The organism is Rhizobium sp. BR 249 (assembly GCF_047445895.1).
Taxonomy (GTDB): domain Bacteria; phylum Pseudomonadota; class Alphaproteobacteria; order Rhizobiales; family Rhizobiaceae; genus Rhizobium.
Map to the genome: position 1 here is coordinate 88,769 of NZ_JARWKX010000009.1, position 15,669 is coordinate 104,437.

Consider the following 15,669-nt stretch of genomic DNA (forward strand, 5'->3'; position numbering starts at 1 on the left):
CCTACGATTCCATCGCCAGTGCATCTTTCTGCCGCGACCGTTATTCTAGCGTTACAGGAGTCACAGTCCGCGTGATTTCGGCGTGCAAAAGCTCCCAGTGGGAGGTTGCGGCAAAGCGCCAGTCACGGTCGACGGGCAGGAATTCGTCCCGGCGCAGCCAATCCAGCACCAGCCGCGCGTCGTTTCGCTTGCGTTCGACGCGGTTCTTGCGGATGGCGGCGAGGATGTGGTCGCGGCGCGGCTTGCGGGCGAAATGGCACTCGTCGACCACCTTCGCATAGGTGCGCTCGGAAAAATGCAGGAAACGGCCGGCAAGCAGCAGTTTCTTGCGCTCGCCAGGGGAAATCTCGCCGCCAGCGTAAAGCGCCTCGATCGTCGGCTCGAAATCGACCCAGGGCACTGAGAGCGGCAGCCAGCCGAGTTCCTGCGGAGCATGCACCAGGGCGACGGCTTCGTCGTCGAGCAATCGGCCCGTCTCGTAATCCTCGAAGATCGAACCGATGCCGACCATGCCGAAGGGAGCGCATTCGGCTGCGCGCAACGCGCCCATGCTGGCGCCGCCGGCAACGGCGACATCATGTTCGAGCGCGTAGAGGATTTCCTTATGCCAAACCGACGGCAGATCGCCGAAATAGCCGTCGACGAGACCGATCGCGGTGGCGCCGTCCTCAACGGCTTTCAGGATGTCGCCGCAGGCGGCGGGCGGCCGGAAATCAATGCGGGGAGACATCGCTCTTGCCGCGGCCAGATCGCTTCCGAGGCTCGGGCCGACGAACAGCACCTTCATGATTGGGCTCCCCTCATGGTGTTGACGGCGCGCATGCCGAGCTGGATGTACTGGCCCGAGATGTCGACTTCCAGACCCGGCACGATCACCCTGACGACCGAGACCGGCAGGTCCCGATGCGCAAACGGCACGACGATGATCTGCTCGACGCCGGTTGCCGTCAGCCGGTCGGTAATATGACCGATGGTCTCCTGGATCGTCGCCGGGCGGCGGTGACGGGCCTGGAACGCGTGCATCCGGCCGTCGCCCTCGCAGAGTTCGACAACCTGCTGCATCGCCGCACTCTGGTCGAGCCGCTGATAGATGCGCGGCGAGAAATCGTCACGGCTGCCGGCAATCGCGGTCAGCCGGCTCTGCGCCGCTTCGGTGATGGCGCGCAGCGCGGCGCGCACGGGATCTGGATGGCAGCCGCAGCCGCCGCAGACATAGGACCAACGCGCATCGACACGGTCGGAAAGATTGCCGGGCATGATGACGGCCAGAAACGCGGGAACGCCGATATCACTGGTCATGTCGAGCAGCAGCAGCCGCATGCCGGCGCGTGCGATCCGGTCGGTCATGATGTCGATGACGGCATCGCCGAAGGAGGTGGGATCGATGCGGCTCTCCTTCAGCCGTTCCGGCGATTTCAGCTGGGTCAAGGCCCAGGCGTCGCGCTCCACCAGCTCGCAAAGCCCATGCAGCACCGCTTCGGACGGCGTGTTGCCGGAGGCAAGGCCGTCGCTCGATTGCTCGAAGCCCGGCGGCCTCTCGCCGCGATGATCGAGGCCGACGAGCCACCAAGGCACGAAAACGCTGCTGCCGGAAAGGATGTCGAGGCCGGAGCACCAGGGAATGGGGCTGTTTCCGATCTCGTCAGGGGCGCAGCGTGCGACATTGTCGAGATCGATCATGGCGGCGCGTTCCGCCCGCATGCCGGCAACGGTCGCCTGCGTCAGGTCGGCGGGGGCAATTTCCGCAATCCGCGTCTCGATCGCCTCCATGGCAGCCGAGGCCATGGCGGCTTCGTTGTCGATGCCCTTGCCCTGAAAGACCGAGAGCGTATGGCTGTTCGGCCGCGTCGCGAAGGCGACGGGAATGTTCAACACATCGAGCGCGGTCAACAGGCCGACGCGCGTAACGCCGAATTCGCGCAGATGCGGCCTGATTGCTGCCAGCGTCTGAGCCGGCGTGACCGCGCGGTCGTGATATTCGCTGACGCCGGCCGATGATCGTTCGAGATCACCGGCAAGCTTTTCAAGATCGGCGAAAGCGGACATACGATCTCGTCCTTAGCGGAACTTCAGAGCATGCGTCAGGTTTTCGAGGGCGTTTGGAGCGATGCTGAGCTCGTCCTGCTTCATCGCCGCCTTGGCTGCGGCCGAGAAACGGGGCTGGGAGAGAATGGCTGCATTGGTTTCGACACTGGTTTTCATTTTCCATCTCCAATGGGTAGGCAGAGGGCCTGCCGTTAACCATTGGAGGGGAACACTTCCTGCGTCATTTAAGCGTTACAGGCTTCGTTAAAAGGCCATCTAATCAAGGAAGTCCGGCCAGATGCAGGCCATGAATCAGCGCTTCCGTGTAGCGGGGATCGCGATCGGGAACAAAATGGCGGATGTCTTCGCTACGGAAATCTGGGAAATTTTCCAGAACGACGTTAGCATAATTGCCGGCCTTTTTCATATCGCCCGCCATGGCGTGGGCGGCCGCGAGTAGTCGAGCGGTGGCCTGTTTGGACTTTACCGGCTCAAGCGCCTCGATCGCCTGCTCGTATTCTCCACGATCGAAGTGAATGCCGCCACGGTTCCAGTAATAGTAGTCGGGCGGCAAGGGATTAAGCTTGAAAGCCGCTTTATTCAAATCCAGCGCCTTGTCAAAGTCGCCGTAGTGGCACAGCGCATCGGCATAATCAGCTAGAATGTCCGCATCGTTGGGATTGAGATCCTGAGCCTGCTGGAAATATTCCAGGCTTTCGTCGAAACGGCGGCGATAAAGCGCCACGAAGCCGAGTTCGCGGTAGGCGCGGCCGCTGTTCGGGTCGGACTGCTGCGCCAGCCGCGCCGCACCATTCGCCTCATCGAGAAGATCGGTGTCCTGCATGCCGCGGATCAGCCATTCCATACCGAGAGCGCGTGATACGCCGGCATGGGCGGCCGAGAAATGCTCATAACGGTTGAGCGAGGATTTGAACCATTTGCGCGCCTGGCGCAGGTGCTGCAGGTCGGTGTGAGCGATCAGCCGCTTGCCTTCGAGATAGAGACGGTAGGCGGAGGCCGGCGCCTCGCCGATCGGCATCGACAGCTCGTGGCGCTCGATCGTGTCGGCGAGCGAGGAGACGATCCGCCGGGTCAGATGCGCGAAGGATTCGCTGATCTTCTGCATCACCAGCGGCAGTTCCAGTGCCCAGATCACCTCCGACGTCGTCGTCCGCGTAAGGCGGCAGGTCGCATAGACATCCTCGTCGCGGCCCTGGATGGTGACGTAGACCGCATAGTCGAAGCTGAGGTCGAGCGGGCCGGGGACGGCGCGCGAAGGGTCGACCGAGCGGCTGAGAATCTCGAGGCTCGTATGGGCCGCAATCACCTTGAAGCCGCGCTGCTGGCTGAGCCCGATGGTGACGTCTTCGAGCAGCGCCCTGCCGACGCGTTCCATCAGCGGATCGGTGAAGATGCTTTCCGGCGGCAGGATGATGATGCGCGGCTGGCCGAGCATATCGGCGAACATGCCGGGCGCCAACGGACGTTCCGGCGTCACAACCTGAGCTGCGGGGATCAGGCCGAGTTCGCGGGCGAGCGCTGTAGTGCTCTCTTCCGGCTCGGTATCGAAATCGTCCTTCAGCTGGCTCTTGCACTTCAGATAGGCCTGACGCGCCGCGGCCGGATCGTTCATCCTGACATGAACGCGCATCAAGGCGCGATAGGCCGTCTCGTTGGCAGGGTCGAGTTCCAGCAGACGCTTGGCAAGGGCTACCTGTTCTTCATCGGACCGATCTTCCGATGTCTCGACCAGCCGGGTGAGATGGGCCGAGCGCAATTCGTCGATACGCTGGCGCTCGAAGGTCAGCCAGTCTTCCGCACCTTGCGTCGGCGACTTGGCGCCTTCCAGCAATTCGCCGTTGAGCATGTCGCTGTCTTCGGGCGCGAGCGGCCCTTTCCGCTTCAAGATGCGGACGTCGACCTCCCAGCCGCTGCCGAGTCCGATATGGGTTCTGGTCGCGGCGAGAAGCGGCGGAAGGTCGCCGGGAATGCTTTGCTCGATGCGGGCGAGCAACTGACGCAAGCTCCCTGCCCGCTTTTCCGGCAGTTCCGATTGCCAGAGCTGCCGCCTGATCGTTTCGCGGTCGAGTTCGAGATTGGGTTCGGCCGCGAGCATGGCGAGGAGAAAATAAGATTTCTCCGGCAAGGGGAGCTCTTTCCCCGCCGCCATCAATCGCGGTCTTCCGAGCAGGCAGAGCCTGTTCGTCGACACCTCTCCCGATGTCCCTTGCATTTCGGTTCTCACCCCAGAAAGCCAGGCGCGCAGAGGCGCCGGCCAATCGGTGATCATGTTAGTGCTATAAGAGCGCCGCGCATAGCGGCTTTGCTATAAAAAGAAGAAGTTTCATCGAATAATTGCATCTTTTCGCGCCGGCTGTGGAGGAAAATGCTTAGCCAACACTTGATGCGGCAAGGTTCGGCGTCTCATTACGGCACGTTATTTCAACTGTCGCCGTCGGCGCAGCTCAAAATCGATCGGCACACTTAGAGGATCATAGTGCCTGGACGATCCGTTTTGCGCCGGTTTCCGCCACCGTTGCGGCCTCGACGAAATCGAGCCCGATATCGAGCACCGGCGCGCTGTGCGTCAGCCAGCCGACGGAAATGAGATCGACCCCCGACGCCGCGATTGCGGCGGCCGTTGCCGGCGTGACGCGGCCGGATGCTTCGCTGATGGCCCGGCCGGCGATGATGGCGACGGCTTGACGCAACTGATCCGGCGTCATGTTGTCGAGCAGAACGGCATCGACGCCGACTTCCATCGCCTCACGCAACTGATCCAGCGTATCGACCTCGACCTCGATCTTCACCATATGGCCGACACCGGCCCGCGCCCGGCGGATCGCCTCCGTGATGCCGCCGGCGATCGCGACATGGTTATCCTTGATAAGCACCGCGTCGTAGAGCGCGAAACGGTGGTTCATGCCGCCGCCGGCCCGCACCGCATATTTTTCCAGCGCCCTCAGCCCCGGCGTCGTCTTGCGCGTGCAGGCGACGGAAGCCCTGGTGCTCTTGATGGCGGCGGCAATCTCGGCCGTGACGGTCGCAATGCCTGAGAGGTGACCGAGGAAATTCAGCGCGGTGCGCTCGGCGGTGAGCAGTCCGCGCGACGGGCCTTCCATGGTGGCGATCACGTCGCCCGGCTTGACCGCATCGCCGTCTTCGAGATGGCGGCGCATGGTGATTTCGGGATCGACGAGGTAAAAGGCGAGTTCGGCCGCATCGAGGCCGGCGATTACCCCCGGCTGGCGGGCGGCCATCACCACCGTCGAGCGATGCTCCTTCGGAATGACGGATGTCGAGGTGATATCGCCGGCAAGGCCGAGATCTTCGAGAAGGGCTGCGCGCACCAAAGGTTCGACGATCAGGCGCGGGAGGGGAACGAGGCTCATCTCAGGCACTCCTTGCAAGCGAATAGGGCGGTGTCGCGCGGGCGATTTCCAGGGCGTCCGACAGGCGCATCCGCCGCCGCTGCGCATCGGCGAGCCTCAGCGGAAAATCGGTACGGGCATGGGCGCCGCGCGATTCCATTCGCAGGCTGGCAAAGACGGCGATCAGCAGAGCGACGATAGCGGGATCGGCGGCAGGGCCGGTGCTTTCGGCGAGCGGCAGCAATGCGGCGATCGCTCCATTCACGGCGTCGGCGTTGCGCAGCACGCCGAGATGGCGCGAGACGATCGGCCGGACGAGCGATGCATCGGCCGGCGCCGGCAGTTTTACGGCAATGACCGAGCCGATACCATTTGCCGGCACGCCGGATATATCGCGCGCGGTCCGCATGCCCATCACAGCCGCCTCCAACAGCGAGTTACTGGCGAGCCGGTTTGCGCCGTGCAGGCCGGTGGAAGCCGCTTCCCCCGCCACCCAGAGACCGGGCACCGAACTGCGGCCGTTTCCATCCGTCGCAACGCCGCCCATGTGATAGTGAACGGCCGGGCGCACCGGGATGAGGTCTGTCGCGGGGTCGATACCGGCCTCGCCGCAAAGGGCTGAAATGAGGGGGAAGCGCATGGCAAACCGGCCGCCGAGAGCATCGCGGGCATCGAGGAAGACCTTGCCGCCACGGGCGATCTCGGCGCTGATCGCCCGCGCCACCACGTCGCGCGGCGCAAGCTCGGCACCCGATATGCGAGCCATGAACCGTTCGCCCTTTTCGTTGACGAGCAAGGCCCCCTCCCCGCGCACCGCCTCGCTGACGAGCGCCAGCGGCCTGCGGCGTGAATCGAGCGCCGTCGGATGGAACTGCACGAACTCCATGTCGGCGAGATCGGCACCCGCCCTTGCCGCGAGCGCGATGCCCTGGCCGAAATTGCCCATCGGATTGGTGGTCGCGTCATAGAGCCCGCCGATGCCGCCGGTGGCGAGCGCCACCTTGGACGTCGGAAGGATGGCCGCGCCGTTCGCGGTGGCGCAGAGCAGGCCCGCCACATGGTCGCCGGTCATCAGTATCCGGCGAGCCTCGAAGCCTTCGAGCACGGTGATCGAGGGCGTTTGCAACACCGCCCGCACCAGGGCGGCAGTGATCGCCGCGCCGGAGCCGTCGCCTTCGGCATGGACGATGCGGCGGCGGCAATGCGCGGCTTCCAGCCCGAGCGAGAGTTCGCCCGCGGCATTCCTGTCGAAACGTACGCCTGCCCGTTCGAGTGCGGCAATCGCCGCCGGGGCTTCGGCAATGATGCCGGCGGCAACCGCCGGATCGCAGAGCCCGTCGCCGGCGGCAAGCGTATCGGCAAGATGCAGTTCAGCACTGTCATCCGCGCCCATGCTGGCGGCGATGCCGCCCTGCGCCCAGGCGCTCGATGTCTCGGCGCCAAGGGCGGCGCGGGTCACGATGATGCAGGGTTCCGGCGCCAGCGTCAGGGCGGTCATCAGCCCGGCAAGGCCGCTGCCGACGATGACGGTGCGCCCTGCCAGCTGTTCGAAGATCTCGGTCATATCGCCAGCATCCTCTCGACGGCGTGGCGTGCAGCAACGGCGATCGCCGGATCGACCGTCACTTCATGGCGGTTTTCTTCGAGCGCGGCGCGGATATTGGCGAGCGTGATCCTCTTCATGTGCGGGCAGAGATTGCAGGGGCGGATGAATTCGACGTCGGGGTGATGCACGGCGACATTGTCGCTCATCGAGCATTCGGTGAGCAGCACGACCCGCGCCGGCTTATGCCTGCCGACATAGTCCGACATCACGGCCGTCGAGCCGGCGAAATCGGCTTCCGCCACGACGTCAGGCGGGCATTCCGGATGTGCGAGCACGGTCACGCCGGGATGGTTTTCGCGCAGCTGGCGCACGTCGTCGGCAGTGAAGAGTTCATGCACCTCGCAATGTCCATGCCAGGCGATGATTTCGACATTGGTCTCGCGGGCGACATTGCGCGCCAGATATTCGTCCGGGATCATCAGCACCTTCGGCACGCCGAGCGATTCCACCACCTGCTTGGCATTGCCCGAAGTGCAGCAGATGTCGGAGGCGGCCTTCACCGCGGCCGACGTATTGACATAGGTGATGATGGGGACGCCGGGATGGGCCTGGCGCAGCAGCGCGATATCCTCCGGCGTGATCGAATCCGCCAGCGAGCAGCCGGCGCCGAGATCCGGGATCAGCACGGTTTTCTCAGGGTTCAGAAGCTTTGCCGTCTCGGCCATGAAATGCACGCCTGCAAGCACGATGACATCCGCATCGACCTCGATCGCCTTGCGAGCAAGCGCCAGGCTGTCGCCGACGATGTCGGCCACGCCATGGAAGATTTCCGGCGTCTGGTAGTTATGGGCGAGGATGACGGCGTTGCGGCGGCGCTTGAGCTCGAGGATCGCGTCGACGTCATTTTCGAATGTCATCCATTCGGCTTTGGGGATGACGCGGCTGACGCGGTCGTAGAGCGAGGATGCGGAAACAGCGTGATTCATGACCGGCTCCTGATTATGCTCGATTTGAGCATATTATCGGCAAAGACATATTCTCATACTGAGCATATGTCAATTGCGGGAGAGCGGTAATTTCGTTCCGGCGAGCGCGCGTTCTTCGAGCACCGTATGGCGGAAGCGGAAGAGCTTGGCCGGCCGGCCGCCGGTTTCGCTTTCCGTTTCGCCGGTTTCCTCGACCAGCTCCTGCTGTTCGATCAGGCGGCGGAAATTCTGCTTGTGCAGCGTGAGCCCGGCCAGCGCTTCGATGGTGCGCTGCAATCTCAGCAGCGTGAAACTGTCCGGCATGAGTTCGAAGACGACGGGACGGTATTTGATCTTGGCGCGGAGCCTTGCGATCCCGGTCGCAAGAATGCGGCGGTGGTCGGCAAACATCGCCCGGCCGAGATTGGCTTCGGCTGTGCATCCCGCTTCGGCGACGAGCCCTGCTTCATAGAGCAGCTCATAGCGCTGCAACGCCAGATCCTCGTTCCAGCCGCCACCGTCGAGGCCGAAGGTGAAATCCGCCCGGCGATGGCGATGATCGCGCCGCGCCGGGTCGGCATCGGCCCAGCTTCTCAGGCGCGCCATGATCTCGTCGAGCACGGCCGGCCTTCCCTGCCGATGATCTTCCCAGGGGAAATATTCGTACCAGCCGTGCCACCCCGGCCGGCCGGCGCCCGACTGTTCGTTGACGAGGCCGAGATAGCTGATCGAGATCGTCCGGCCGCCGAGGATTTCGTTGTTCCGGTCACGGTCCGCGAAGGTATAGAGCTGTTCGAGATAACCGACCGGGTGCTCCGTCTGCTCCTGAACCCATTCGCGCAGGCCTGATTGCAGCGTGCGATGGCCCATTTCGAAGGGGCCTGACGGCAGCGCATTGCCGGAACGGATCGTCATCACACGCGGCTCGTCTCCCGTCACAGCGACGAGCACCGCAATCAATTCCGCATGCGCAAAGCCGATCGTCACAGGGGGCTGAATACTCCGTTCCGAATGAATCGAACGGATCATTCCTGACACAGGCCGGCGCGGAAGCCAATGGAAGCGACGCACCTTCGCAGCGCTTCCCGCACTGAGTAGAAGGGAGCGAGACGCTGCCACGAGTCCCTTCTCCCCAGCGGGAAGATGCCGGCAGGCAGATGAGGGGGCCGCCCGGCACGCCGTTGATGCCCTTCGCTTCCGCTCAGGGCCTCGCTCCTATCGTCGCTCGCCCCCTCATCTGCCCTAACGGGCATCTTCTCCCCGCTGGGGAGAAGGGGGAAGCGCCGAGCAAGTGGATACTAACTATTGCCCGTTTCACTCCGCAGCCGATCCAGAAACATCCTGAGCTCCGCTTCATCAATGCCGACGCAATGGCGCTTTTCCGGATAGGCTCCAGACCTGACGTCCTCGGCGAACTCCGTAAAGGCAGCGATGCGCTCGCGTTGCAGCCGGTCATATTCGGCGGCGAAGTTGCGATAGACCTTGGCGTGGCGCGGAGTGTGGTCGCGATTGGCGCCGAGCACGTCGTCGGCGAAGAGATATTGGGCGTCGCCGCCGCTGCCTGCTCCCATCGAGATCATCAGCATCGAGGTGTTGCCGCTGATGGCGGCCGCGACCTCGCCGGGGACGACTTCGATTTCGGCGGCGAAAGCGCCCGCCTCTTCCAGCGCCTTGGTCTGCCGCCAGATCTCGGCGGCACTCGCCGCCGTCTTGCCGACGGCGCGGAAGCCGCCGGTCCAGGTCGCCTTCGAGGGGATCAGGCCGAGATGGCCGCAGACGGGGATGCCTTCATCCCGCAGGCGCCGGATCGTCTGCAGGCTTGCGGCGCAATAGACGGCATCGCCGCCGGCCTTCAGCGCCGCGAAGGCGGCACGGAGATAATCTTCCGCCGAGACGTGATCGCCATATTCGAGCCCCGGAATGGCAAAGGGCGTCGGCGCGATCTCGCGAAAGACCGGGCCGAGCAGCGATGGCGGCACCGAGACCATGTCGATTCCAGCCTTCTCGGCCGCTTCGGCCTCCTCCAGCGTGGTGACGCGCAGCATGGTGAGCTGGCGCTTGCCCTTTTCCGCAAGCAGATCGGCGACCGTCGCGCGCTTATGTTTCTTCATCGTCAATTCCTTTGAAAAAGAGAGGGCGGCTCAGGCGGCCAGAAGGGATTTGAGCTTAACGTCGCGGGCCGTGAGCGCAGCCGGATCGGGATGAGCGCGGGCCGCGATCAGCATTTCGGCGAGGCGGATGTCGCGCGCGATCGTGTTGCCCGGTCCGATGCCGCTCGCGGCGATCAGCCGGCCAGCGGCATCGAGATGGAAGAGAATGAAGGCGCCAGGGCCGAGGTCGCGCCGCAGATGCAGGACGGCTCCATCGGCGAGGCCGGCAATTTGCAGCGTCATGTCGTATTGATCCGACCAGAACCACGGCACAGCCGAAACGGCTTCGTCGAGGCCGAGCATGTTGGCCGCGGCCAATGTGCCCTGCTCCTGGGCGTTGCGCCAGGATTCGAGCCTTACCCGCCGGCCGTCATAGATCGACAGGGGGAAGGAGCAGCAGTCGCCGGCCGCAAAAACGTCAGGGGCGGAAGTCTGCAGATAGGTGTCGACGGCAATGCCGTTTTCGATTGTCAGCCCCGCCCTTTCGGCGATCTCGACATTCGGCCGCGCGCCGATGCCGACGAGAGCGAGATCGGCCTCTATGATTTCCCCGGTCGACAGTCTGATCACCGCCTTTCCGCCTTCCTCGGTCAGCGCCTCGATGGAGACGCCGCAGCGGACATCGACGCCCTCGGCGCGATGGCGCTCGGTGAGGAGATGGGCGATTTCTTCAGGCACGCCGCGCTTCAGCACTCGCTCCAGTCCCTCGACGACGGTGACGCCGGCGCCGAGCAGCCGTGCGGTCGCCGCAAGTTCCAGTCCGATGAAGCCGCCGCCGATGATGGCGATATGCCGCCCCGGCTTCATAGCATCGTGCAGCGCCGCCGCATCGTGATGCGTCCGCAACGAACGGATATGCGGACTGTTCTCCGAAGCACCGGGAAACGAACGCGCGCTCGCGCCTGTTGCAAGCAGAAGCTTGTCATAGGAGAGCGTCGTGCCGTCGGAGAGCGTGACGGTCCTGGATGTGGTGTCGAAATCCCTCGCCTCCAGGCCGGTCAGCAGCCGGATGCCGCTTTCTGTGTATTTCTCCAGTGTGGCGATGAATTTCGGATCGGCCGCATCCGCGGAGCCTGCCTTCGAAAGCGGTGGCCGCTCGTAAGGGTGAAGGGGTTCGGCGCCGACAAGCGTTATCTCGCCGGCAAAGCCCTTCTCCCGCAAGGCGAAGGCGGCGCGCGCACCGCATTCGCCGGCTCCGATGATGACGAAATGAGCCACGTCTGCCTCCTCAGATCGAGATGAAGACGCTGCCGCCTTCGACCTTTACTGGATAAGTCTTGAGGTTGACGCAGACCGGGGCACCCTTGGCTTCGCCCGTCTTGTAGTTGAAGCGGCCGTTATGTTTCGGACATTCGATGATCTCATCCATGACAAGCCCGTCGGCGAGATGGATATGTTCGTGCGTGCAAAGCCCGTCGGTCGCGAAGAACTCGTCATCCGGGCTGCGGTATACTGCAAAGGTGCGCCCCTCATGATCGAAGCGGATGACATCCTCTTCGTCGATCTCGTCCTTGCCGCAGACTTCGATCCAGTTTCCGCTCATATTATCCTCCCTCGATCGTGATTATTGCGCGGCCGGAGCCAGTTCGTTGTGGAATTCTTCGCGATAGGGCCGAGCAGTTGCCGGCAGTTCGCGTCTCAGGAAGTAGTCCTCGTTGCGCAACTGGCGCAGAAAGGCCGGGATCATCTCGCGATAGCCGGACCAGATCGACGAGTTCGGCGCCGGCAGGTCGTGCTTGATCATCGCATGCAGCCTGGGCAGAGCGTGGTAGGGCACCATCGGAAACATGTGATGTTCGACGTGGTAGTTCATGTTCCAGTAGATGAAGCGGCTGATCGGGTTCATGTAAACAGTGCGGCTGTTCAGCCGGTGGTCGATCACATTGTCGGCCAAGCCGCCATGCTGCAGCAGCCCGGTCAGAACATGGTGCCATGCGCCATAGAGGCGCGGCAGGCCGATCAGCATCAGCGGCAGGATCGAACCCGTGGCGATGGCGGTCGCGATCGTGACGATATAGATGGCGAGCCATATACGGGCGAAGCGGATCGCCTTCGGCTGCTCCATCTCGGGAATGAAGGTCTTTTCCGCCGCGCTGATGACGCCGAAGGCATTGCGCAGCATGTCGACGACCGCATGCCAGGCGTCGAGGATGCCGAAGAAATTGAGGACCAGCCGGACGAGATCCGGCGGCCGCATGACGGCGATTTCGGGATCGCGGCCGACGATGACGGTATCGGTGTGGTGGCGCGTATGGCTCCAGCGCCAGGTCACCGGATTGCGCATGATCATGAAGCAGGCGATCTGGTAGACGGCGTCGTTCATCCAGCGCGTCTTGAAGGCGGTGCCGTGGCCGCATTCATGCCAGCGGCTGTCGGAGGCCGAGCCGTAGAGCACGCCATAAGCGAGGAAGAAGGGTATCGCGACCCACGAGCCCCAGAAGTAAATGCCGAGCCCGGCAAAGACGACCATGCTGCCAAGCCAGATGATGGTGTCACGGATCGCCGGCGCATCGGAGCGCTGCATCAGCGCCTTCATCTCCTTGCGCGGAATCTCGGTGTGATACCACTCGGCTGCCGCCAGCCCCGTCTCGACGGCGGTGCGGCCGCTTTCGCCGAGCAGGTCATAGTCTCGTTTCTTTGTCTGGATCGCCATCATCCGCCTCCCGCTATGCTGTTGCCGAAGAGGATAGGTTGACTTTCGAGGGCGCTCAATGCAGCCTTGATATATTCTATCAAAAGCCATCAAGAATGGCTTGCATCGATGATCGAATCCATCAGGAACACCATGCGCCGCCCCACCATATCCGATCTTGCCCGCGCCTCCGGCGTCAGCGTCGCCACCGTCGACCGCGTTCTCAACGCTCGCCACCGCGTACGGGAGGAAACGGCGCGGCGGGTCTATGACGCGGCGCAGGAAATCGGCTATCACGCCGTCGGCCTGATCAGGCAGCGGGTTTTCGAGGATTTGCCGCAATACCGGCTCGCCTTCCTGCTGCAGAAGCCGACGCAATCCTTCTACCAGACCTTCGCCCGTGAAATCGAGACAGCGGCGCGCGCCGTCACCAACGCCCGTCTCCAGATCCAGATCGAATTCCCCTCCGCGACGACCCCAGCCGCGATCATCGAAAAGGTCAAGGCGCTCGGCGCCCGCAACCAGGCCGTCGCCGTCGTCGGCCCGGACTATCCCGCCGTGACGACAGCGGTCGAGGAGCTGAAGGAGCGCGGCATTCCGGTGTTCTCGCTGCTTTCGGATCTCGCTACGGGCGTGCGGGACGCCTATGTCGGCGTCAACAACCGCAAGGTTGGGCGTACCGCCGCCTGGATGATTGCGCGGACGGCGCAGAAGCCCGGCAAGGTCGCCTGCTTCGTCGGCAGCCACCGCTTCCACGGCCATGAGCTGCGGGAAATCGGCTTCCGCTCCTATTTTCGCGAGAATGCGCCGGAATTCGATGTCGTCGAAACATTGATCAACCTGGAGACCGCAGAAATCACCCATGAGGCGACGCTGACGCTGCTGCAGAAACATCCTGATCTCGTCGGCCTTTATGTCTGCGGCGGCGGCATGGAAGGGGCGATTTCGGCATTCCGTGAAGAGGGTGTCGGCGGCCGGATCGTGCTTGTCGTCAACGAGTTGACGCCGGAGAGCAAGGCCGGCCTTGCCGACGATATCGTCACGATGGTGGTCGCCACGCCGCTGCCGGCTCTCTGCAAGGAGCTTTTATCGCTGATGGTCGGCGCGATCGAGCGCGGCGAGGCTGCCGTTCCCGGCCAATCCTTCCTGCCTTTCGATATCTATATCTCCGAGAATATCTAAGGAATGATGGAATTCTATCATTGCGGCTGAAATTCTTTCAGCAATGAGGGCGGGCGCCTGTGATGACGGATGGATTGCCAGGCAAATTCGGATAGAGATTCGCTCGCCCATTCACAGACTGCTCCGCTGTAAGCGCGGAGCCGAGGAGGATATATCCGTCATGACTTCGATCCGCTTTGCGCTCAACCATATGGCCGCGCCATCGCTTGCCATCGACGATTTCTTCGCGCTGGCAAAGTCGCTCGGTATCGACTCCGTCGAGATCCGCAACGACCTTTCCGGCAATGCGATTCTCGACGGCACCAAACCCGAAGCGATCAGGCAAGCAGCGGCCAATCATGGTCTGACGATTATTTCGATCAACGCCCTGCAGCGTTTCAACGAATGGAATGAAACGCGCGCTGGGGAAGCGCAGGAATTGATCGATTATGCCCACGCGTCCGGCGCGAAGGCGCTCGTCCTCGTTCCGAAGAACGACGGCACCGGCTGCGCCGATGGCGAACGGCAGGCCAATCTGCGCGAGGCTCTATCCGCGCTGAAGCCGATGCTTGATAAGGCCGGCATCATTGGTCTCGTCGAGCCGCTCGGTTTCGAGATCTGCTCGCTGCGCTCGAAGACCGAAGCGGCTGACGCAATCAAGGAGCTTGGCGCCCAATCGACCTTCAAGCTCGTCCACGACACCTTCCACCATCACCTTGCCGGCGAAGCCGCGACCTTCCCTGACCTGGCCGGCCTCGTGCACATCTCGGGCGTCAGCGATCCTTCCGTTTCCGTTGCCGATATGCGCGATTCCCATCGTGTGCTCGTGGACGGCGACGACCGGCTCGACAATGCCGGGCAGATCAAGGCGCTGCTGCAGGCGGGCTATCAGGGTCCGTTCTCCTTCGAACCCTTCGCGGCGGAAGTACATGCGGTCAAGGATCCGGCCGGTGCACTGCGCGCCAGCATGGATTATCTGACGGCGCGGGTTTGAGCCGAGTAAATTTGCCTGTTTTGTTATTCGAGAGGCCGCGCCACCAGCGCGGCCAATCTTTTGCAGCTATTCCCTGCCCCTGAATCGACGCTGATAAGCGGGATCATAGAGAGAGCTCTCGCGGAAATCTTCCGTTGCGAGAGACGGGCCGACGAAGATGATCGCCGTACGTTCGATCGGTTCGGCTGCAACCTTAGCCTCGATATCGGAAAGCGTGCCGCGCAGGATGCGCTCATCCGGCCAGGAAGCCTTGACGACGATCGCGACCGGGCAGTCTGCGCCGTAAAGTGGCGTCAGCTCCTCGACCGCTTGCTTCAGGGCATGGATCGCCAGATGGATCGCCAGTGTGGCGCCCGTCGCGCCGAATTTCGCGAGCGTCTCTTCGTTCGGCATCGGTGAGGCGCGGCCGGAAACGCGGGTGAGCACCAGGCTTTGGGCGACGGCCGGGATGGTCAGCTCGCGCCCGAGCACGGAGGCTGCGGCGGCAAAGGCGGGCACGCCCGGCGTCATCGTATAGGCGATGCCGTGTTTTTGAAGCCGGCGCACCTGCTCGGCCACCGCGCTCCAGACGGAGAGGTCGCCGGAATGCAGCCGGGCGACATCCTGGCCGGCGGCAGCGGCGCGAAGATACTCCGCCTCGATTTCGTCGAGCGACATCGGCGCGGTATCGACGATGCGCGCGTCCGGCGGGCAATATTGAAGCAGTTCCGGCGAGACGATCGAGCCGGCATAGAGGCAGACCGGGCACCGGGCGATCAGATCGCGGCCGCGCACCGTGATCAGATCCGCAGCACCCGGCCCCGCGCCGATGAAATGCACCGTCAT

Annotated in this window: 15 protein-coding genes; 2 read left to right on the top strand and 13 right to left on the bottom strand. The window is 63.3% G+C overall.

Features of this window, described 5'->3' with window-relative positions:
- Window positions 1–40 precede the first annotated feature (40 nt).
- The 12 genes from QD408_RS10890 to QD408_RS10945 all read right to left on the bottom strand — a co-directional run bounded on the left by QD408_RS10890 (window position 41) and on the right by QD408_RS10945 (window position 12,710).
- Window positions 41–787 carry a TfuA-like protein gene (locus QD408_RS10890; protein ID WP_414139309.1) on the bottom strand — a complete coding sequence of 249 codons (747 nt, stop codon included), beginning with the start codon at window positions 785–787 and terminating at the stop codon, window positions 41–43.
- Complete coding sequence (locus QD408_RS10895) at window positions 784–2,046, bottom strand: YcaO-like family protein (protein ID WP_414139310.1); 1,263 nt, start codon at window positions 2,044–2,046, stop codon at window positions 784–786. The genes QD408_RS10890 and QD408_RS10895 overlap by 4 nt, the downstream gene beginning before the upstream one ends.
- Before the next feature lie 12 nt (window positions 2,047–2,058).
- A complete protein-coding gene (locus QD408_RS10900; RefSeq protein ID WP_008531494.1) occupies window positions 2,059–2,202 on the bottom strand; it encodes a hypothetical protein in 144 nt (47 codons plus the stop codon).
- A gap of 103 nt (window positions 2,203–2,305) precedes the next feature.
- On the bottom strand, window positions 2,306–4,258 hold the full coding sequence (locus QD408_RS10905) for a BTAD domain-containing putative transcriptional regulator (RefSeq protein WP_414139311.1): 1,953 nt from the start codon (window positions 4,256–4,258) through the stop codon (window positions 2,306–2,308).
- Window positions 4,259–4,517: 259 nt separating this feature from the next.
- Window positions 4,518–5,417, bottom strand: coding sequence for a carboxylating nicotinate-nucleotide diphosphorylase (gene nadC / locus QD408_RS10910; protein WP_414139312.1), 900 nt, complete (start codon window positions 5,415–5,417; stop codon window positions 4,518–4,520).
- A gap of 1 nt (window position 5,418) precedes the next feature.
- Complete coding sequence (locus QD408_RS10915) at window positions 5,419–6,960, bottom strand: L-aspartate oxidase (protein WP_414139313.1); 1,542 nt, start codon at window positions 6,958–6,960, stop codon at window positions 5,419–5,421.
- Entirely contained in the window at window positions 6,957–7,928 is a 972-nt protein-coding gene (gene nadA / locus QD408_RS10920; RefSeq protein WP_414139314.1) for a quinolinate synthase NadA, read from the bottom strand. The genes QD408_RS10915 and nadA overlap by 4 nt, the downstream gene beginning before the upstream one ends.
- Before the next feature lie 69 nt (window positions 7,929–7,997).
- The gene (locus tag QD408_RS10925; RefSeq protein ID WP_414139315.1) at window positions 7,998–8,894 is read right to left on the bottom strand and encodes an NUDIX hydrolase; all 897 of its coding nucleotides are present in this window, start codon (window positions 8,892–8,894) and stop codon (window positions 7,998–8,000) included.
- Window positions 8,895–9,205: 311 nt separating this feature from the next.
- Complete coding sequence (locus QD408_RS10930; protein WP_414139316.1) at window positions 9,206–10,018, bottom strand: 3-methyl-2-oxobutanoate hydroxymethyltransferase; 813 nt, start codon at window positions 10,016–10,018, stop codon at window positions 9,206–9,208.
- A 30-nt stretch (window positions 10,019–10,048) separates the two neighbouring features.
- The gene (locus QD408_RS10935) at window positions 10,049–11,275 is read right to left on the bottom strand and encodes an NAD(P)/FAD-dependent oxidoreductase (RefSeq protein WP_414139317.1); all 1,227 of its coding nucleotides are present in this window, start codon (window positions 11,273–11,275) and stop codon (window positions 10,049–10,051) included.
- 10 nt (window positions 11,276–11,285) lie between these two features.
- Window positions 11,286–11,600 carry a MocE family 2Fe-2S type ferredoxin gene (locus QD408_RS10940; RefSeq protein ID WP_414139318.1) on the bottom strand — a complete coding sequence of 105 codons (315 nt, stop codon included), beginning with the start codon at window positions 11,598–11,600 and terminating at the stop codon, window positions 11,286–11,288.
- Window positions 11,601–11,621: 21 nt separating this feature from the next.
- Window positions 11,622–12,710 carry a fatty acid desaturase family protein gene (locus QD408_RS10945; protein ID WP_414139319.1) on the bottom strand — a complete coding sequence of 363 codons (1,089 nt, stop codon included), beginning with the start codon at window positions 12,708–12,710 and terminating at the stop codon, window positions 11,622–11,624.
- Window positions 12,711–12,842: 132 nt separating this feature from the next.
- Between QD408_RS10945 and QD408_RS10950 the strand changes: the two genes are divergently transcribed.
- Together QD408_RS10950 and QD408_RS10955 are read left to right on the top strand one after the other, a co-directional pair.
- Window positions 12,843–13,871, top strand: a complete 1,029-nt coding sequence (locus QD408_RS10950) for a LacI family DNA-binding transcriptional regulator (RefSeq protein WP_414139380.1) — start codon at window positions 12,843–12,845, stop codon at window positions 13,869–13,871.
- Between the two features lie 160 nt (window positions 13,872–14,031).
- Complete coding sequence (locus QD408_RS10955) at window positions 14,032–14,844, top strand: TIM barrel protein (RefSeq protein WP_414139320.1); 813 nt, start codon at window positions 14,032–14,034, stop codon at window positions 14,842–14,844.
- 66 nt (window positions 14,845–14,910) lie between these two features.
- Here the strand turns inward: QD408_RS10955 and cobM are convergent, their stop codons facing one another.
- Window positions 14,911–15,669 carry a precorrin-4 C(11)-methyltransferase gene (gene cobM, locus QD408_RS10960; protein ID WP_414139321.1) on the bottom strand — a complete coding sequence of 253 codons (759 nt, stop codon included), beginning with the start codon at window positions 15,667–15,669 and terminating at the stop codon, window positions 14,911–14,913.